Source organism: Leptospira kanakyensis, from assembly GCF_004769235.1.
In the GTDB taxonomy this organism is placed as follows: Bacteria; Spirochaetota; Leptospiria; order Leptospirales; family Leptospiraceae; genus Leptospira_A; species Leptospira_A kanakyensis.
This window is the reverse complement of record NZ_RQFG01000005.1, coordinates 1,131,613-1,149,878: the sequence shown is the minus strand read 5'-3', so window position 1 is coordinate 1,149,878 and position 18,266 is coordinate 1,131,613. Positions and strand designations below refer to the sequence as shown.

Here is an 18,266-nt window from a genome sequence, read left to right as displayed (position 1 = left end):
ATTTAATATCAAACTATCAAATCTTAAACCAATTGTCAACCGGTTTCTTGGCTCTTTTGGAAAAGTTCTTTCATGAGCCGAAGTGTTCCAGTAAACCCTAAAACCACAGAGGAGGCTGCAATTCCGCCCATAAGAGCACCAGCCACTCCAGGAGAGCAGGCATCCGCTCCTGTTAGGTAAAGATTTTTGATCGTTGTCCTCACACCTAACCATTCTTGCTGAAAGCGCTCCGGTGTACAGGAAAGTCCATAGATAGAACCTTCTTTATGACCGGTAAAAAATTCCGTAGTGATGGGGGTGGAGAGCTCAGTGAATTCGATTAAGTCCCGAAATCCAGGAAATCGTTTCTCTAAGAATTCTAACATCCCTTCAGTGATCCTTTCTTTGAGTTTTGTATAGTCTTCCCCTCGTTTTTTCCAAGGTTCATCCTTCCATTTGGCAAACAGAGAATAATCAGCAAAACTGATGGCTTCGGCGGTGTGGTCTTCTGCTTCCGGATTCTTTAGGGAAGGGAAAGATAAATACATCATCGGAGGTTTCCCTTCTGCCAGATCATTTCTTTTCGCATAACTAGCGTCATGATTTGTATAAGGAAAGATCCAATGATTTTCGCCGTGGAATCCGAGTTTTGTCGGAGATTCCTTAAATCCAATATAAAGTGTGATAGAAGTGGTTCCTTGTGTGCTGAGAGTTTCCAAAGGTTTTTGGAAAGCAGAGGAATGTTCTTTCGGTAATAATTTGTTATACGTTGTGTAGGCTCCGGCATCGGAAACAATCACATCAGCATAAAATTTCTCTTCAGAAAAAGTTTTTCCTTTTTGAACTTCTACTTTCACACCAACTGCCTTGTCTCCTTCGAGAAGGATTTCTTTGACTGTGTGAAGGATTTTCAAACTCCCACCGTTTTCTTCTACGATGGGTTCAATCGAATCTACTATTTTGGAAGAACCACCAATAGGAAAATAACCGCCATTAAAGTAATGGGTAACAATCATGGAATGGATGGCGAAAGAAGATGTGGCAGGAGGAAGACCATAATCACCCCACTGCGAACAAAGAAGTGCTCTTAAATTCTCATCCTGAATATGAGTGTCCATATATTCTTTGGTAGTGATATAAGGTGTGGGAATATGGTTTAAGTTTAAAAACTTTGCTGCCTTTTCAAATACGGCGGGCAAAGCTTTGAGTGTAAAATGCCTTCCAAACCATTGGGTGAAGGTTTCTACATCTTGAAAGTATCTATCAATGGCTTCGGATTCTAAAGGAAATTTGAGTTTTAAGTCCGAAACAAATTTTTCTTTTTCTCCATAAACAGGAAAACTAAATTCAGGGTAATCGAAAACTTCAAAAGGTTCTTCCATTTTGTTCCACTTCACACCTTTTCTGGTGATAGAATCAAAAAGAGTTCGTAACATTGAACCTTCCGCTAAGTCTCCGATATAATGGATCCCCACATCCCATTCAAACTTTCCAAGTCGTTTGAAGGTGTGGGTGAATCCACCTAACTTAAAATGACGTTCTAAAACTAGCACTTTCTTTTTGGCTACTTGGGAAAGGATAGAGGCGACCGCGAGGCCACCTATACCAGAACCGATAATGATTACGTCATATTTGTTTTCCATTATTGGTATTTTGTTTCTACAGTATATTCCACAGTTACGGTTTCATTGGCTTTTAGAGGAACATCTGTATAAGCCTTCGTTGAGGATTCTTTTGTGAATTTATGAGAGGATTTAGTGATATTCCAATCACCCCAAAGGCTAACATAGAACCTAACTTCGATTGCTTCTTTTTTTCGGTTTCGAATTTCTGCAGAGTAAGTTGATTTATCTCCACGGGAAAGTTTGAACACTTCGTTTGAAAGTCGTTTGCCATTGGCAACTACATCAAAGGCTTGGCCCGTTTTAATTTTTACTTCTTCGTTTTCAGGAGTGTGGTCAATCGTATCTTCTCCCAGAAGTTGTTGGCGTCCTTTAGAATCTGCTTTAAAAACGCGAATGGTTCCTAGTGGGAGCGGGCGACCTAAATTGTTTTTCTTCGCATTTTTGAAGATGTACTTGATGGTTGCGTTATTGAAATTCTTTTCATTTCCCTCATACATAGGTAGGTTTTCAAAAACAAAATACTTTTTGATTTCGATTCCTTCTGATTGGAAAAGTTGGACTTGTTTGGTTTGGTTGTAACCGATATTGGTTGGTTGGTCCAATGTATATAAATAGTATTCTGACAAATTCTCTTGATTGAATTCTGGAGCATCTGCGGATTCAGAATATTCTTTCATCATTGTCTTTTTAACGGAGCGAGGTTGGTTCGCATAAGTGTTGGCTTGGTTGGAGATTAAATTTACCTTTCCTGCCACAAGTTGTAAGATTGCATTTTTAAACTCAGCACCAGAGTTGTTATTCAAAGTAACCCAAGAATTCAACCCACAAAGTTCTTCTTCTTTATCCAAAACAAGGATATAGTCAGCAGACCATCCAAGGCCATGGGTTTGGTAAGAAACTTCTAAAGTTTGTTCTTTTTCCACATCGTTCTTTAGTTTCCAAACCAGAGTAGGTTTCGCATAAAGATTTTCAGGGATGGTCGGAACAGTTACCCGGCCATTGTAACCAAGAGAAATTTCATCTCCAATTTTATACACAGGGTTTCCGTTATTCGAGATTAACGTTGCTTTGACGGAAGTGGTTTTCTCTTTGGTTTCATTGTAAAGAGTGACTTCTTTTCCAATGTATTTGTCCATAAGGCGTTCAGGGGAAATTAAATCGTATTCGTAGTTCTGTTCAAATACTGTAAGTTTTTTAGGATCTTCTCCTTTGACCCTTACGGTTTGAGGGATGATTTGAGAAGGAACATCTTCAAAACGCAAAGTCCGAATTCCCTTCGCAAGATTTAAAGTTCGAGTTTCTCGAACAAGACCGATCCCCCCATTGTAAATGGTAACACTGACTGATTTGCGGTCAGACTGTGTGGACATATCAAATGCGGAATCAGAGGTAATGGCTGCTGTAAAAATCATAAGTGTTAGAGTGGTTAAGGGTAATATTTTGGATTTCATGTATTCTCCCATGAGCATTCTACAGTCTTCGAATGTAAAAAACGAATGCAACCAAAAACGTTGGGGGGAAACTGCACTTTAAGAGGATTCGTATGGCAAATGTAGTGAAAATCGGGGTCATTGGTGGAACTGGCCTATATTCAATTGATGGAATGGAAATTATCAAAGAAATCCATCCAGATACACCTTGGGGCAAACCATCGGACACGATCACTATTGGTCGTTTTAAGGGTAAAGAAATTGCGTTTTTACCAAGACACGGAAAGGGACATTCATTAAATCCTAGCGAAGTTCCGGCACGAGCGAACATAGCCGCATTAAAACAGTTAGGCGTAGAAGAAATTATAGCTTTTAGTTCTGTGGGAAGTTTACGCCAAGAAATTGCTCCTAGAGATTTTGTGATTCCTTCACAAATCATTGATCGTACAAAAGCGCGACCATCTACATTTTTCGAAAACGGAATGGTGGCTCATGCTCCTTTTGCTGATCCGTTTTCACCAGGTCTTGGTAAAAAAGTGGAAGAAGCTGCAAAACAAATCGGCCTACCGATTCATTCTAACAAAACTTTGATTTGTATGGAAGGGCCATTATTTTCTACAAGAGCAGAATCCCATATGTACAGATCTTGGGGAGCTGACATCATCAACATGACTGTCCTTCCAGAAGCAAAACTAGCAAGAGAAGCAGAGATTCTTTACCAAATGGTTTGTATGTCTACTGACTATGATTGTTGGAAAGAAGATGAAGCCCATGTCACCTTGGAAATGGTTTTGGGTAATCTGAGCAAAAATGCGGAAACAGCTAAGAAATTACTTTCGGCGCTGATTGATCTTTTAGGAAAGTCGGATGATACAAGTCTTGTGGGCAGTACAAAGTTTTCTTTAGTGACTTCACCAGAAAAAAGGAATCCAGAACAAATTGAAAAATTAAAATTCCTTTTTCCTACTTATTTCTAATTTGCCTGAACAGCCTGTTCCAAGGTGGGAAAAATTTGGAGCAGGCTTTTTAGTTTCGTTAATTCCAAAACATACCTTACTTTTTCAGAGGGAGAAATGATACGAATGTAACCGTGTTGTTTCATCAGTCTGGAATGAATTCCTAAACAAACACCGAGTCCAGAGCTATCGATATAACTAACTTGTTCAAAGTTTAGAAAAATATGAGAGATCCCTTTGGAGATAAGGATTTCCAAATTCTCTTTCATCACTTGTGAGTTGTAGAGGTTGATTTCCCCAGACAATTCAAAGTAAACTGCAGTTTCTGCGAGGGGCACAAATTTCTGATGGAGGACTTCCATTTTAAAGTCTCCACTTTCAACTGTGTAATCACTCCAGTTTTCGATCATATATAAATTTCCTTTACCCCATCCGAAATTTGAAACTTGTAGAAGTCTAACGCAAGGTTAAATTTTTGTTGATAACTTTTTTTTAAAACTTCTTCGATTTTAGAAAAATGATCCTTCTTATCTAGTACGAGTACGCATCCTCCGAACCCACCACCGATCATTCTCGCACCAGTGACACCCAGGTTCTGTAAAGAATCAACAATGAAATCAGTTTCGGGGCAAGACACTTCGAAATCTTTTGACAAAGACCAATGAGTATGAAAAAGGGCAGATCCTACTTCGATAAAATTCCCTGATTCCAAACCAGTGATGACTATTTTAGTTCTTTCTCGTTCAGAAGTAACATGTTTCGTTCTTTTTGATTCTTCGCTTGTTAGGTGACAGTGATTTAATTCTTCTTCTGATAAATTGACTTCATAAAGTTGCGTAAAATTTGGATACTTTGTTTGTATTTTTAACAAAGCGGATTCACATTCCGACCTTCGTTTGTTGTAAGCGCTATCCTTTAAACTATGTTTTACATTGGAGTTGATTAAGTAGAATTCGTAGTTCCCTAAATCAAAATGGTGGTATGAGTAATTTAGTGTATCAGTATTTAAGGAAATACAATCATTTGCTTTGCCAACGGAAATAATGAATTGATCCATGATCCCACATTTGGTTCCAACAAAAAGATTTTCGGCCTTTTGTCCAATGACTGCCACTTCTTCGCGGGAAATAGGAAAGGAAAAAGTTTCTTTGATGGCAAATGCTGTTACGACTTCCAAAGCTGCTGAGGAAGAAAGACCTGATCCTTGGGGGATATTTCCATCCACAAGAAAATCAAATCCAGGAACCAAATGGCCTTTTTTCTCAATTTCAACAATCACACCAGCGATATAGTCAGCCCACGCTGCCTTTGGATTGGGAAGGAGTGGTTTTTGAAACTCTACCGTTTGATTGTAAGTGACTGAGTGTAATTTGTAGTTTGAAGTATTGTTGGGGCGAAGGTATACTTGCACTGCGAAATTGATCGCAGCAGGAAGTACGGTTCCCCCTAAATAATCTACATGTTCTCCAATTATATTAATTCTAGCTGGTGCTTGGAACAAACGTATTGGTTGTGTTGTTTTTCCAAATATTGATTCAAATCGATTCAAATTTTCTTTACTTATTAAAGAATCCACTTCATCTTCCTTTCGATGCCATACTTTATTTTGGGACAGGTGCTATGTCGAACCTAAAAATTTCGGATCGTTTTGTGAAATCATTTCTTCCTGAAACTTTGCTTCAGAAAGAATTAGGAAACGCCGAAAAAGCCCGACAAACTCTCATTCAAAAAACGGGACTTGGAAATGAATATTTAGGTTGGGTGGATTTACCTGGCCAAACGAGTTCCGTAGAATTACAAAAACTGAGACTTGCTGCAGAAACCATTCAAGCACATTCCCAATATTTGGTTGTTGTCGGGATCGGTGGAAGTTATTTGGGAGCTCGTGCCGTTATCGAAGCGTTAACGCCTGAATTTGGTGGTCATGAATCCCATAAAAAATCAGTAAAAATTATTTATGCAGGCCATCATTTAGATGCAGATTATCATTCGCGCTTACTTGCATTCTTAGAAAACAAAGAATTTTCTGTGAATGTGATTTCTAAATCAGGTACAACAACAGAACCTGCTATCGCCTTTCGTCTGTTACTCTCTTTATTAGAAAGAAAGTATGGAAAAGAAAATGTTAAAAATCGAGTTTTTGCTACTACCGATAAAACAAAAGGTGCTCTCAAACAACTGGCTGATGAATACGGTTTTCCAAGTTTCGTAATTCCTGACGATGTGGGTGGTCGTTATTCTGTTTTCACGGCAGTAGGTTTGTTACCAATTGCAGCTGCAGGATTTAGTATCAACAAACTCATTGATGGTGCTAAACAAATGGAAGCCGAATTAAAATCCAAATCGGCATCGGAAGGAAATATTGCTGCCTTATATGCGGCCATACGAAATTCATTATACTCTCAAGGTAAAAAAATAGAAATTTTTGTAAGTTATACTCCTGCCTTGTCTTTTGTATCAGAATGGTGGAAACAGTTGTTTGGTGAGAGTGAAGGAAAAACTGGAAAAGGAATATTTCCTGCTTCCGTCCAATTTACCACAGATTTACATTCCATGGGACAATACATCCAAGATGGAGAACGTGTTCTTATGGAAACAACCATCAAGGTGGAATCTCCGAAACAAGATGTTTATTTAACGGAAAAATCGGATGATCGTGATGGACTCAATTATTTAGCTGGGAAAAAACTTTCGGATGTAAACCAAAGTGCAATGCTCGGAACTCTCATTGCACATAAAGATGGTGGTGTTCCTTGTTTGGAAATCTCCTTACCTGTCTTGAATGAAGAAACCATCGGTGGTCTATTGTATTTTTTTGAATTTGCCTGTGGAATTTCTGGTTATATGTTAGGTGTAAATCCTTTTGACCAACCGGGTGTTGAAGATTATAAAAACAATATGTTTGCACTTCTTGGAAAAAAAGGATATGAAAAACGAAAAGAGGAAATCTTAAGTCATCTTTGAAGAATTGACAAAACTTAAAATTTTCGTAATTTCCTTCCCAAAAATATCTTTTTGAATATAGGAATCCCAAAGTTCTTTTGTCCCTAAATCCAAAACAGTACCGGAGAATACCTCTCCGGTAATTTCGCCGCGAGCCGCACATTCTTTAAAGATATCAGAAAGATCGTAGTATTTGTTTTTTTCCAAATGGATGAGGCAATTGGGATTTAAAATGGCAAGCCCAATATAATAATAAGCTCCTTTCCCAAATTCTAAACTTCCATTTTCTCCAATATTAATTTGTGTATAGTTTTGATTTGGCGGAGATGGTAATAGATATAGATGAATTTTGATTCCATCCGATAAACTATCATTTGGTGAAAAATCTGGATTGGGAAAAAACAAAGTATCAGGATTGATGAGTAAGATAGATTCATTTAATGAATCCTTTGGTAATCCTGTTCGAATTCCACCAGCCGTACCTAATATTTCAGTTTTTTCCTCTATTACATGAATTGGAAACTTTGTAAAATTTTGAAGATGCGATTTAATTTTTTCGCCTAAGTAGTGTGTGTTGATCCATACATTAGAAATTTTCCATTCATTCAGCAAATATAAACTGTAATCTAAAAGAGTGATCCCTTGAATTTTTAATAGAGGTTTTGGACAGTTTTCCGTAAGAGATCCCATCCGTTTTCCAAACCCAGCTGCCAAAACAAATGCGTTCATAGATTTTTGAAGTCCTTATGGCGACTTAGTTCCTCTCGTAAACTTCGAACAAAAATATATAAGGAATCTGCAAACATTCCTAATTGAATGATTTCTTCCAACTGGTTCAAACAAGAAATAATTGATGGTTTGAACTTTTCCTTTTTGTGATCTGTAACCATTCGGAAATATGTTCCCAGTGCTTTAAAGGAACGTTGGAGCGCCTGGAGGTAAAATGTATCTTTAAATTTTTTTGATTGGTCTATGTTTCTTTCTTGGAAGGACTTTAACATTAAAATCCGAAAGTCTCTCGGAAGAGGATAATATGCATCGTACAAAATAGATGTTAGATCATACTGGGGAACACCCATCCTTGCATCCTGAAAATCAATCAGTGCATAATCTGAATTAGGTGAAATGAGTAGATTTCGGCAGTGAAAATCTCTGTGAGTAAAAACATTAATTGGGTATTTGTTTAAATAACCAACGGTTTCCTCTATAAAAGCCTTTGCTTCATTAGAAATTTCCGTTTTGATATTAAATTCCTTTCTAAAACCTTCAAATTTTTCTAAGGTTAGATTGGTTTCAAAACTTAGTTTTTCTGTATCAAATTTTCTATTTTTTACTAGAGGTGGTGGGTCGAGAGATTGTAGTTTTAGAATTAAATCGATAAGGATAGGAAATTTGTTTTTATAATCATTTAGTTTGTAAGTACTAAAATCATCCAACCCTTCGAAACTCATAAAGGTCAGCCCAAATTCTCTTTTTATGTCCAATACTCTTGGAACTCGAATTTTATTTGTATTCAGAAAATCGGAAATAACGATAAAATCTTCATTTACGTTTTCATCAACACAGACTACTTCTTCTGAATTGTTCGGTAGTGTTAGGCGAAAGTAACGTCTTGTGGATGCTTCTTCTTGTAATGGTTTTATTTGGCAGTTTTTTCCGTTACGAGAAAAAATAAAATCTAATTGAGAATTGTTGAGTCCTGGATACACTTAAGTCACTATCTTTCTGAAACCTTTGGAAAAATAAAATGAAATTTAGATCCTTTGCCCGTAGTTGATTCTATTTCTAACTGAATTTCAAAATTATCTACGATTTGTTTGACCACAAACATTCCAAGTCCGGTTCCTTTACCTAGTTCCTTGGTTGTAAAGTATGGCTCATAAATTTTATCTAATGTTTCAGTCGACATTCCTTCCCCATCATCGGTAATGATTAGGTGGGCATTTTTTGTATCTAAATAGGATATTATTTCAATGGTTCCAATGTTATTGGTAGCATCAGCGGCATTGAGTAAGATGTTCGAAAGCAGTAATGCAAATTGGTCAGAATTCATACGAATGGGAATTTCATTTTCTGATTCTTCTCTTTTGATATGACAGTATTTTAATTTTGCCGTTTCTTTAAATACCTGAAGTACTGATGTAATTTCTTTGTTTAAGTCTAGGACTTTTGATTTTTCGTTATTTGATTTTAAAGATTTTCCAAGTTGTAATAAATTTGATGTAAGTGCTCTTAATTTTTCTGTTTGGTTTAGAGTTACTTTTAAAGCTCTATCTTTTAACATAATGTCAGCATTTTCTCTTGAAGCCATTTCTACAAATCCTTGGATGGCTGTTAAAGAGTTATTAATTTCGTGCCCAATACTTGCTGCAACAACAGATAAAAACGCTCTTCGTTCAGAATGAATGAGTTGTTCTACCATTTGTTTTTTTTGTGTTACATCACGAATCACACCTGTGTAATATCGATCACCATCTAAATTATAAGAACAAATGGCAATATCTGCTAAAAAAGTAGTGTAATCTGAACGAAGCAACGTAACATCCGATAGCTGAAGTGTTGATTTGTTAACTTCCTCGCTGAGTACTTTCGAAACTTGACTCATATATTTTTGCATTTTGTTTTCAGTGAACAAAATTTTAACTGATTGGCCAATTAAATCCAAAGGTGTGAGAAAGCGAAACATATCAAAACTAGATTTGTTTGCTGAAACAACAGTTAATTTGGAATCAATGGTAATCACTGCATCAGAAGTAGCATTTAGAATGGCAGCATTCTGTCTGTTTAAATCTAAATTTTGAGTCCGAAGTGCCTTTTCTAATTTTTCCGATAACATTAATTTTTCCAAATCGGAATCTTTTTGGTTTTTGACTTCTATTGCTCGTTTAACAACCGATAAAATCTGAGTTTTATCTACAGGTTTTGAAATATATTCAAAGGCATGGTAACGAATAGCTGATTCGGCACTTGATAAATTTGGGTTTCCGGTAATTAAAATTACAGGTAAGTTAATTTGTTTTTCTGCAATGAACTTGGTAAAATCAATACCTGACATTCCCGACATCAAAATATCGGAAATTACAACGGAGAAGGTTTCCCCTGCGGATATTCTTTGAATTGCCTCTGCAGCAGATTCCGAAAGTTCAATTTGGTACCCTTCACGTGAGAGAACTCTTTTTAGGGCAATTCGAATGTCTTCTTCATCATCTATAATTAAAATTTTATCCATTATCGTCTGTATGGGCAGGAAGGTAAATTTCTACCTTTGTTCCTGTTCCTTCCTTTGTTTTAATATAGATTTCTCCACCATGTTCAGCGATGATCTTTTTTGAAATCGAAAGTCCGAGCCCTGTTCCTTGTTTATTCCTTCTGGTTGTAAATAAAGGTAAAAAAACTTTTTCCAATGTGTCGTCATCGATTCCAGGTCCATTGTCTTCTACAGAAAATACAACCCACTCTTTTTTTTGATTTTTTACTAAATCAATACCCAATTCAATTTTTGGAAATTGCCTTATCTTATCCATTTCTGAAAGTGCATTGATGGAGTTTACCACACAATTGATTAATACTTGTTCAATTTCTTGCCATCGAACAAAAATTCCCGGTAAATTGGGGCCGGCATGCCTAGTAAAACTAATGTTTTTTTTCCGACAACTCACTTCAACAAGTTCACTGGTACGAACTAAAATATAATAAGGAGAAACAAAATCACGATTAGGACTTTCCATCCTTCCTAAATCAAGTAAAGCTTTTACTAAATCGCGAATCCGTAAATTTGCTGACTCAATTTTTTTTAAAATATTCCTACGTTCATTAGGATCTGTTTCATCAACGGTAATCAAATCATCTAAATACAAAAGTGCACTTTGGAGCGGGTTATTGATTTCATGCGCAAGACCAGCGGCAATTTCCCCAATACTGGCAAATTTCATTGATTCAATGAGTTGGCGATCCAACTTTTTTGCCTCAGTAATATCTGAGAATACCAACATAATCTTTTTATCGTTCGGATCATATCGTCTAACTGGAATAAAGCGAATCTCAAATGTTCGTTCTTCACCAAGAAGCAAATACTCGAATTCTGTTGTTTGGACACTTTGACTTTCAATTGCCGAATCCAAAACTTCCATCAGTTTTTGTTTCATTTTTTCATCAAAAAAATGGAAAATGTCTTCGCCAACTTCGAAGGCAAATACTTGAAAAAGTAAAAATTTAAAAATAGGAGCAATTTCTAAAATTTTTGCATCTTGATTTATGATCACAAAACCATTGTTCATCGTTGCAAAAAAAGTTCTTAATTTATCTTCACCATATTTTAGAATTTTTTCTGCGTTTTGTAATTCAGAAAGATCCAGGAGAAGGATTGTGATTCCATTCGGTTTATCTTGAACTCTTGTAATGAAACTTTGTAATTGGAAACTTACCAACTTTCCTTGTTGAGGTTGGAATTCAATCATCCGTTTTACATTATGTTTCAATATTTCATTTTTAAAACTTTCAGACAATGAAAGTATATCGAAAGCATTATAAGATTGAATTTTATCAGGAGATAATAGAAAAAAATGAATCAAACGTGAATTTGCATAAATGATATTTCCGTTTAAGTCAGCTTGGAGAAAAGGAATTTCTAAATGGTCGATGATCTCAGAATTTTCTGTAGCATACTCATGGTTCCAGTTAATGGTTATGGAATATATTTCTGTGTTAGAATCAAAAAACTCAGTTAATGAGGAAAAATGAACAGAAACAGCAATCTTTTCTAAATTTTCATTTTTTAAGAACCACTTGTAATCACTTTTTGATTGAGGGTGTGTGTGGATTTCTGAAATTAAAAGATCATAGTCATAAAAAAGATTTTGGATTTCCAAAGTTTTTTGATTCTTAAGTTCCAATCGTTCTTTTGTGTTTTCATCAACATAAAGAACTTCTTTGGATTTAAGATCGACGAAAACCAATCCTTTCTGGGAATGGGAAAGTAGCTGCGATAGTCTTTCAATTTTTGAATTTAACATTATGATAAAATATTTTTACCGAAGCTTATTTCGAAATTATCAGTCCCAGAGACGTAAATCAATGAAAAATATGGGCGGAAAACCCTGTTTCGTTCCCATGGGTGGACATAAAATTTTCTACTGGAAATTTGGAAATGGATCCAAAAAACCCATAGTTTTTTTTCATGGTTTACTTGATGAAAGTTTCGGATTTCGACGTGTCGTAAAAGAATTGTTAGATGATGGATATCCACTATATGTATTTGATTTACCAGGATATGGAAATAGCAAACTCCCGCTGGTTAAATACCTTTATCAAATTGATGTTTGGGCGGATTTACTTCTCGAGTGTTTCGAAAAATTGGAGTTGGAAGAAATTTGCTTAGTTGGTCATTCGATGGGCGGCCTCACCTCCCAACATTTAGTTTTAAAAGATTATGCTAAAAGAGTCCAAAAACTCATCCTACTTGCCCCTGGTGGGATTCCACATCCTGAACGTGAAAGGATGCGTAAGATTTTATTTCCAAAAACAGAAAAACAAGTGGTATTACTACTTCGTTATCTTTATGGAGAAGAATTTCCTGAACCTGGGTATTTATTTCGCCATACCCTTGTTACTATTTGGAATGAAAAACCCAATGAATTCTTGCAAGAAAATACTTTAAGGCGAGAAAATGAAATTTTTTTTGACTCAAAAATGAAGGGGATTCAAATCCCTACTTTAATTTTAGCAGGTGCGGAAGATGAGATCACACCACCATTTATGATGAAAAAAATAAAATCTTATATTAAAAAAAGCAAACTTGTATGGATACCCAAAGTTAGACATGCAATCCATCTAGAAAAACCAGACATTGTTGCTGAAAATATCCGAATATTCTATAATACTTAATTATTCACCATCGTCACCGATGGCATCCACTGGGCACATAGCCATAGCTGCTTTTGCCTGTTTTTCCTCTGTGGGGGTTGTTGGTTGGTTTTTGAAGAAAATATGGCTTTCGTCGTCACTATACTGTAACAGGTTAGGGGCTTCCTTAATGCAGTCATTACAGGGAACGCAGGTCTGGTCGACATAGTATTTCCCTGGGACATTCTCGGGTTGTTTGCTACTTTTATCTGCCATAGAGTATTTTTACTTTTTAACAGACCCCCCCTTATAAAATAAAGCATATATGACGAAAAAGAACATCCTCATCGTCGAGGATGAACCCTTCCTCGGACTCAATATCAAACAGAAAATCGAATCTTTCGGTTTTCATGTAATTGCTGTTGTACCTTCAGGGGATGAGGCCTTCCAAATAGTTTCGGAAAAAGTTCCGGATTTGATTCTAATGGATATCAATTTGGAAGGATCTTTGGACGGAATTGAAACAGCCGAATCGTTAAGAGAACAATTCTCTGTCCCTGTTTTGTTTCTCACTGGGTTTTTGGATGAGACCGCAAAACACCGAATCAATCAAAATCCATCTTATGCCTATTTGATGAAACCTTTCACCACAGACCAATTGAAAGAAGCTGTGTCAGATTTTACGGCTTAAAATTATTTTACTAAATCCTTCCATTCCCATCGAATCAAAAATTCCCGATTTCCATCCGCACCTTGGATAGGAGATTCTGCGAGACCTAAAAATTTAAGTCTAGAATCCAAATTTTTAATTTTGCGCCAAATGTTTCGTATCGTATAACCAATATGATGCGAATCTTTCAACACCCCTTTTTCTAATTTGGATGGGTGGACTTCAAACTGAGGTTTGAATAAGGAAATCCCTTGCCAAATCACTTTGGGATTTGATTGGAAAAGAGAAACAAGAGAAGTGAAAACCGGAACAAGTGAAATAAAACTTAAATCCATCGTGATCCAAGTTTCCTCTGTTAATGGTTCTAATTGGGAAATCGTTAGGTCTTTTAAATGGGTGCGGTCAAATACAGTCACTTTTGGATCGTTTGCAATCTTTTGTGCTAACTGGCCATAACCAACATCTACAGCGATGACTCTTGAAGCACCTTTTTCCAAAAGGACCTGGCAGAATCCTCCTGTGGAAGAACCTAAATCGATACAGGTTTTGTTTTGGACATTGGTCTTTGGAAACGAATCAAAAGCACCGAGAAGTTTATACGCACCCCGGGAAACATAGGTTTTGATTTTTTCTTTGGTGCGAACAATATCTTTTGTAGATAGGGATGTTCCTACTTTGGAAATGACAATATCATTCACAAGAACAGACCCAGAGAGGATTAATGATTGTGCATATTTTAAATCGATCGCATAACCTTCGCGAACGAGATATTCATCCAGTCTAATTTTTTCTTTCGGCAATGTATTTAGGTAATCCTAAAAAGAATTCATTGTTTAAGGAAGGAAAGTTTGTAACCAAGGAAATGGCTTTGGATACGGATTCGTCTCGTAACCTTTTGGCAGTTTCCATCCCATATAGACTAGGATAGGTTAATTTGCCGGCTTTGGCATCTTTTCCCGGTGTTTTTCCAAGGTCCGCCAGGTTTCCTTCCACATCTAAAATATCATCGGTAATTTGAAATAATAACCCAATTTCTTTCGCATAACTGGAAATCACGGACTCTCTTTCTAACCAATCCGAACGTAATCGGTTTCCCAGAAGGAAGGAGGCTTCAATCAGAGCTCCGGTCTTTTTTGTATGGATGGAAGAAAGTTTCGATTCCTTATCCGTGACGCTGGGATTTTTTTCTTCTTCGATGTCTTCCATTTGTCCCAGGATCATCCCATTCATTCCGGCCCCTTTGTGGAGGATTTGGATGGAGTCGCGGATGGCAGTGGAGTCAATGTTTTCAAATAAAGACAACAAATAAAAACTCAAAGAGTTAAGCGTGTCACCAGCAAGGATGGCGGTCGCTTCATCAAATTGGATGTGGCATGTGGGCATTCCCCGGCGTGTGTCATCATCGTCCATTGCAGGTAAGTCGTCATGGATGAGAGAATAGGTATGAATGCATTCGACAGCAAGGGCTGCTAAATAAACAGAGAGATGTTCGTTGGTATTGAATGTTGTTGGTAAATGGTCTGGATGAAAATAGGAATTCAGAACAAAGATAGGCCGAATTCGTTTTCCCCCTGCTTTCAGGCTATAAAGACAAGCATCTGTTATGCGAGTGCGTGGCTGAAACAATTCTTTTGTATAGGACTCAAAAAAAGAATCAAAGAGTTGTTTGGAGTTTTTTAAGGTATCGGAAAACTGAGTAGGCACTGGAAAATAACCGGTTCTCTTTAAAGAACCGGCTGTTTGTTTGGTTCGAACTTAGTTAAGTTCATACCCTTTGAAGAAAAACGCAATTTCTTGAAGTGCGTTTGCCACAGAGTCAGAACCGTGAACTGCGTTTGCTTCTTTGCTTTCTGCAAAGAGTGCGCGGATTGTTCCCGCTTTTGCTTCTTTCGGGTCAGTCGCGCCAATTACATCTCTCCAATGTGTTACTGCGTTGTCTCTTTCAAGAGCGCAAGCAACGATTGGACCAGAAGCCATATAAGTGCAAAGGTCATTGTAAAATGGACGAGCTGCGTGAACCGCGTAAAATTGTTTTGCGTCTTCGAGGCTGAGTTTTAGGAATTTCATTCCTAGGATTTTAAATCCTTCTTTTTCAATTCTTTGAAGGATGTCACCGATGTGTTTGTTTTTCACAGCATCGGGTTTAAGCATGATAAAAGTTCTTTCCATATCTCCAAAAGCTTGGAGAAACCGAAAAAAGCAATCGAATCTTTAGGTGCTTAAAAAACGAACCAAAAGAAATGAAGTTGGCAGAAGATCCATTTTCTCAAATCCCATTTCTTCCCAAACATTTAGATCAATGAGGATCAGCGAATACCCAGTGATTTTATTTAAGGCAATGGGATAGGGATTTAGATCTGTTTCGGGTTGTACTAGGTCTTCCACCTTAATTTTGTTCGACTTCATCCCTTTTAGGGAAGTTAGTTTTTGGGCAAATCCAAGGATGGGATCCTTTTCCCCTTTGTAAAGGATGGCTACTTTTTCCACAGATTCTAGGCCATTGTCGATAAGAACCCCCACAGTTGCCGGGCAGTAGTTGAGGATCCCTTTGATTTTTCCTCCCGTATAACTGCGAGAAAATAGGGGTTTGGCGGCACCAATGAGTAAGATGTCCGTATGTTTGACTTTGGCAAAATTGACAATTTCATAAGTGACATTGTCAGTGATGCGGTATTCTGTTTGAACCTGGACACCCATTTGTGCGCCTGTTTGGCGAATGGATTCAAAACTGGCATCACGGTAACGACGAATTTCTTCGTTGGACAAAGAGTCGTTTGGTGAAATATGAAGGGCAGTGATTTCTAAATTTTTCTTTTGGTTTCCGGAAAGGGAATAAGCAAATCGAACTAAACTTTTTCCCATTTTTTCTTGGGCAAATGCCACTAACACTCGTAACTTGCTGTCTACCGGTTTTTCCGTTGTGACGCGTTTTTCTGATTTAGAAAAAAACTTTTGAATTCCATCTAGGAGTGGTCCGGTGGAAAGGGTAGTGACAAGAGCCATTAATACAAAAACGGCAAAGATCTCAGGGCTTAAAATTCCAAGATCGTATCCAATATTGAGGACCACAAGTTCCATGAGTCCTCTTGTGTTCATAAGGGCTCCGATGGAGAGAGAATCTTCCCAATTGGATCCTGAAATTTTTGCTGCAAAGGCACTTCCCACAAATTTTCCCACCACAGCCACAAGGATGACGAGACCAAATACCATCCAAAGGTGAGATCCGTTTAGTAGTCCAATTTCTGTTCGGAGTCCTGTGATCACGAAGAAAATGGGTAAAAATAAAATGACCGCAACATCTTCGATCTTTTCTGCGATGAGTTTTTTGAGGTTTCCTTCTGCTGGCATAATCACACCAGCAAGGAAGGCACCAAATAATGCATGAATTCCGATGACTTCTGTCGCTAGAGAGGACAAAAATAAAATCATCAAAATAAGAGCCACTGCGGTTCTTGTTAAGTTTTCCCTTGAGATATAGATGGAACCCAATCGTTTGAGAAAAGGTGCCACTAGATAAATCATTGTTAGGATATAAGCAAAAGACAATCCAATGGTGAAAAGTGCCGTATTGAGATTTCCTGCTTTGGATATGGTGACAATGATCGCAAGTAGGATCCAAGCAGTGATGTCATCGGCTGCTGCACAAGTGAGAACCATCGCACCAAGAGGAGTCCTTGTTAAATTTCTTTCTTGGAGGATCCTTGCAAGTACGGGAAAGGCAGTGATACTCATGGCAATTCCCATAAAAAGTGAGAAGGATAAAAATCCTACATTCTCAGGTGCATAGTCTGTATAAAAATAATAAGCCAAAATCATCCCCAAAAAGAAAGGAAAGATGATACTGGCATGGCTAATCACAACAGCGGAATGGGCTTTGTTTTTAAGAACGGAGATATCAAGTTCCATCCCAATGATGAACATAAAAAGAACCAAACCAATTTGGCTTAAGGTTCCAAGAGTGGGGAGGCTTGATGGTGGAAACAAAAAGCCCATGGTTTCTGGGAAGTAGTAACCAAGAAGTGATGGCCCAAGTAAAATTCCGGCGACTATCTCTCCCATGACGGAAGGTTGTTTGAGTTTTCTAGAAAAAACATATCCTACAAATCTAGCGGCACCACAGACAATGATGATTTGAAGGAAAAGAAGTGCTAATGGGTGGTGAAACCGATTGAAAATGTTTTCAGCATCCAAATTTTCGTTGGTGATAGGGATAATATTTTTTGTGACTTCGAGTAAACTCCCGACTTGTAAAAGATAATAGCCGAGAGAACCAAACAGTAGTATGGTGAATCCATAAAAAAAAGAAGAACGCGTTTTCATAGAATCCTCAATTCCTCCTTAAACGGAGAATTTTTTGGTAAGGGCTTCGCCCACAATGTCTGGAACTTGATTGGATACAGCTCTTCCATGTCTTGCTACTTCTTTGACGATGGTTGATGACACAAAAGAGTATTCATTGTCCGCCATCAAAAAATAAGTTTCGATTTCTGGTGCTAATTTTTTATTCATAAGAGAAATCGCATATTCGTAGTCAAAATCTGTCACCGCGCGAAGCCCACGTAAAATGACCCGTGAATTTTTTTCTTTGCAATAATCGACAGTAAGACCTTCAAAGGTATCAATTTTGATTTTGTCCCAACCTTTAAAAACCTTTCCGATCATTTCTACACGTTCTTCAGAAGAAAAAAGGGAGGTTTTTTTCGAGTTAATGGCCACCGCAATGATGATCTCTTCGAATAACGGATGGGCTCGCCGTATGATGTCGAGATGACCGTTGGTGAACGGATCAAAAGAACCTGGATATACGGCGATATTTTTCATC

Annotated in this window: 18 protein-coding genes; 4 read left to right on the top strand and 14 right to left on the bottom strand. The window is 37.4% G+C overall.

Going from position 1 to position 18,266, the window contains the following annotated elements:
- Positions 1-35 precede the first annotated feature (35 nt).
- Together EHQ16_RS06060 and EHQ16_RS06055 are read right to left on the bottom strand one after the other, a co-directional pair.
- Positions 36-1,622, bottom strand: coding sequence for a phytoene desaturase family protein (locus EHQ16_RS06060; RefSeq protein ID WP_135634692.1), 1,587 nt, complete (start codon positions 1,620-1,622; stop codon positions 36-38).
- Positions 1,622-3,055, bottom strand: coding sequence for a DUF4139 domain-containing protein (locus EHQ16_RS06055; RefSeq protein ID WP_135634694.1), 1,434 nt, complete (start codon positions 3,053-3,055; stop codon positions 1,622-1,624). Before EHQ16_RS06055 ends, EHQ16_RS06060 begins: the two co-directional genes overlap by 1 nt.
- Positions 3,056-3,147: 92 nt before the next feature.
- On the opposite strand from EHQ16_RS06055, the gene mtnP reads away from it, so the two are divergent.
- Positions 3,148-4,011, top strand: a complete 864-nt coding sequence (gene mtnP / locus EHQ16_RS06050; RefSeq protein ID WP_135587835.1) for an S-methyl-5'-thioadenosine phosphorylase — start codon at positions 3,148-3,150, stop codon at positions 4,009-4,011.
- Here the strand turns inward: mtnP and EHQ16_RS06045 are convergent.
- Both EHQ16_RS06045 and galK read right to left on the bottom strand, forming a co-directional pair.
- The gene (locus tag EHQ16_RS06045; RefSeq protein WP_135634696.1) at positions 4,008-4,400 is read right to left on the bottom strand and encodes an STAS domain-containing protein; all 393 of its coding nucleotides are present in this window, start codon (positions 4,398-4,400) and stop codon (positions 4,008-4,010) included. The genes mtnP and EHQ16_RS06045 overlap by 4 nt on opposite strands.
- On the bottom strand, positions 4,397-5,566 hold the full coding sequence (galK, locus tag EHQ16_RS06040; RefSeq protein WP_135634698.1) for a galactokinase: 1,170 nt from the start codon (positions 5,564-5,566) through the stop codon (positions 4,397-4,399). Before galK ends, EHQ16_RS06045 begins: the two co-directional genes overlap by 4 nt.
- Before the next feature lie 44 nt (positions 5,567-5,610).
- Between galK and EHQ16_RS06035 the strand changes: the two genes are divergently transcribed.
- Positions 5,611-6,954 carry a glucose-6-phosphate isomerase gene (locus EHQ16_RS06035; protein ID WP_135634700.1) on the top strand — a complete coding sequence of 448 codons (1,344 nt, stop codon included), beginning with the start codon at positions 5,611-5,613 and terminating at the stop codon, positions 6,952-6,954.
- On the opposite strand, the gene EHQ16_RS06030 is transcribed toward EHQ16_RS06035, so the two are convergent.
- Genes EHQ16_RS06030 through EHQ16_RS06015 form a run of 4 tightly spaced genes read right to left on the bottom strand, consistent with a single transcriptional unit; the run spans position 6,940 to position 11,945 of the window.
- Positions 6,940-7,662 carry a nucleotidyltransferase family protein gene (locus EHQ16_RS06030; protein ID WP_135634702.1) on the bottom strand — a complete coding sequence of 241 codons (723 nt, stop codon included), beginning with the start codon at positions 7,660-7,662 and terminating at the stop codon, positions 6,940-6,942. The two genes, EHQ16_RS06035 and EHQ16_RS06030, sit on opposite strands and share 15 nt — an antisense overlap.
- Positions 7,659-8,642, bottom strand: coding sequence for an aminoglycoside phosphotransferase family protein (locus EHQ16_RS06025; RefSeq protein ID WP_135634704.1), 984 nt, complete (start codon positions 8,640-8,642; stop codon positions 7,659-7,661). Before EHQ16_RS06025 ends, EHQ16_RS06030 begins: the two co-directional genes overlap by 4 nt.
- A gap of 8 nt (positions 8,643-8,650) precedes the next feature.
- A complete protein-coding gene (locus EHQ16_RS06020; protein WP_135634706.1) occupies positions 8,651-10,162 on the bottom strand; it encodes a hybrid sensor histidine kinase/response regulator in 1,512 nt (503 codons plus the stop codon).
- Positions 10,155-11,945: an ATP-binding protein gene (locus EHQ16_RS06015; protein ID WP_135634708.1), complete on the bottom strand. Its 1,791-nt coding sequence runs from the start codon at positions 11,943-11,945 to the stop codon at positions 10,155-10,157. Before EHQ16_RS06015 ends, EHQ16_RS06020 begins: the two co-directional genes overlap by 8 nt.
- A 70-nt stretch (positions 11,946-12,015) precedes the next feature.
- On the opposite strand from EHQ16_RS06015, the gene EHQ16_RS06010 reads away from it, so the two are divergent.
- The gene (locus EHQ16_RS06010) at positions 12,016-12,816 is read left to right on the top strand and encodes an alpha/beta fold hydrolase (RefSeq protein ID WP_244241952.1); all 801 of its coding nucleotides are present in this window, start codon (positions 12,016-12,018) and stop codon (positions 12,814-12,816) included.
- Here EHQ16_RS06010 and EHQ16_RS06005 read toward each other — a convergent pair whose 3' ends face one another.
- Positions 12,817-13,050 carry a ferredoxin gene (locus EHQ16_RS06005; protein ID WP_135634712.1) on the bottom strand — a complete coding sequence of 78 codons (234 nt, stop codon included), beginning with the start codon at positions 13,048-13,050 and terminating at the stop codon, positions 12,817-12,819.
- Positions 13,051-13,099: 49 nt separating this feature from the next.
- Between EHQ16_RS06005 and EHQ16_RS06000 the strand changes: the two genes are divergently transcribed.
- Positions 13,100-13,465, top strand: a complete 366-nt coding sequence (locus tag EHQ16_RS06000) for a response regulator (RefSeq protein WP_135634714.1) — start codon at positions 13,100-13,102, stop codon at positions 13,463-13,465.
- A 2-nt stretch (positions 13,466-13,467) separates the two neighbouring features.
- Here the strand turns inward: EHQ16_RS06000 and EHQ16_RS05995 are convergent, their stop codons facing one another.
- Genes EHQ16_RS05995 through coaD form a run of 5 tightly spaced genes read right to left on the bottom strand, consistent with a single transcriptional unit; the run spans position 13,468 to position 18,265 of the window.
- Positions 13,468-14,244: a TlyA family RNA methyltransferase gene (locus EHQ16_RS05995; protein WP_135634716.1), complete on the bottom strand. Its 777-nt coding sequence runs from the start codon at positions 14,242-14,244 to the stop codon at positions 13,468-13,470.
- Positions 14,225-15,148 carry a polyprenyl synthetase family protein gene (locus EHQ16_RS05990; protein ID WP_135634718.1) on the bottom strand — a complete coding sequence of 308 codons (924 nt, stop codon included), beginning with the start codon at positions 15,146-15,148 and terminating at the stop codon, positions 14,225-14,227. Before EHQ16_RS05990 ends, EHQ16_RS05995 begins: the two co-directional genes overlap by 20 nt.
- Positions 15,149-15,199: 51 nt before the next feature.
- Complete coding sequence (locus tag EHQ16_RS05985; RefSeq protein ID WP_100788832.1) at positions 15,200-15,613, bottom strand: nucleoside-diphosphate kinase; 414 nt, start codon at positions 15,611-15,613, stop codon at positions 15,200-15,202.
- Positions 15,614-15,655: 42 nt separating this feature from the next.
- A complete protein-coding gene (locus tag EHQ16_RS05980; RefSeq protein ID WP_135634720.1) occupies positions 15,656-17,764 on the bottom strand; it encodes a cation:proton antiporter domain-containing protein in 2,109 nt (702 codons plus the stop codon).
- A gap of 18 nt (positions 17,765-17,782) precedes the next feature.
- The gene (gene coaD / locus EHQ16_RS05975) at positions 17,783-18,265 is read right to left on the bottom strand and encodes a pantetheine-phosphate adenylyltransferase (protein WP_135601801.1); all 483 of its coding nucleotides are present in this window, start codon (positions 18,263-18,265) and stop codon (positions 17,783-17,785) included.
- Position 18,266 lies beyond the last annotated feature (1 nt).

Bases quoted from the DNA above. Each gene is read 5' to 3' on its own strand.
- EHQ16_RS06055 (WP_135634694.1), bottom strand. From the start codon at position 3,055: ATGAAATCCAAAATATTACCCTTAACCACTCTAACACTTATGATTTTT.
- EHQ16_RS06035 (WP_135634700.1), top strand. From the start codon at position 5,611: ATGTCGAACCTAAAAATTTCGGATCGTTTTGTGAAATCATTTCTTCCT.
- EHQ16_RS05985 (WP_100788832.1), bottom strand. From the start codon at position 15,613: ATGGAAAGAACTTTTATCATGCTTAAACCCGATGCTGTGAAAAACAAA.
- EHQ16_RS06045 (WP_135634696.1), bottom strand. From the start codon at position 4,400: ATGATCGAAAACTGGAGTGATTACACAGTTGAAAGTGGAGACTTTAAA.
- EHQ16_RS06010 (WP_244241952.1), top strand. From the start codon at position 12,016: ATGGGCGGAAAACCCTGTTTCGTTCCCATGGGTGGACATAAAATTTTC.
- mtnP (WP_135587835.1), top strand. From the start codon at position 3,148: ATGGCAAATGTAGTGAAAATCGGGGTCATTGGTGGAACTGGCCTATAT.
- EHQ16_RS05980 (WP_135634720.1), bottom strand. From the start codon at position 17,764: ATGAAAACGCGTTCTTCTTTTTTTTATGGATTCACCATACTACTGTTT.
- EHQ16_RS06020 (WP_135634706.1), bottom strand. From the start codon at position 10,162: ATGGATAAAATTTTAATTATAGATGATGAAGAAGACATTCGAATTGCC.
- EHQ16_RS06060 (WP_135634692.1), bottom strand. From the start codon at position 1,622: ATGGAAAACAAATATGACGTAATCATTATCGGTTCTGGTATAGGTGGC.
- EHQ16_RS06030 (WP_135634702.1), bottom strand. From the start codon at position 7,662: ATGAACGCATTTGTTTTGGCAGCTGGGTTTGGAAAACGGATGGGATCT.
- EHQ16_RS06000 (WP_135634714.1), top strand. From the start codon at position 13,100: ATGACGAAAAAGAACATCCTCATCGTCGAGGATGAACCCTTCCTCGGA.
- EHQ16_RS06015 (WP_135634708.1), bottom strand. From the start codon at position 11,945: ATGTTAAATTCAAAAATTGAAAGACTATCGCAGCTACTTTCCCATTCC.
- EHQ16_RS06005 (WP_135634712.1), bottom strand. From the start codon at position 13,050: ATGGCAGATAAAAGTAGCAAACAACCCGAGAATGTCCCAGGGAAATAC.
- coaD (WP_135601801.1), bottom strand. From the start codon at position 18,265: ATGAAAAATATCGCCGTATATCCAGGTTCTTTTGATCCGTTCACCAAC.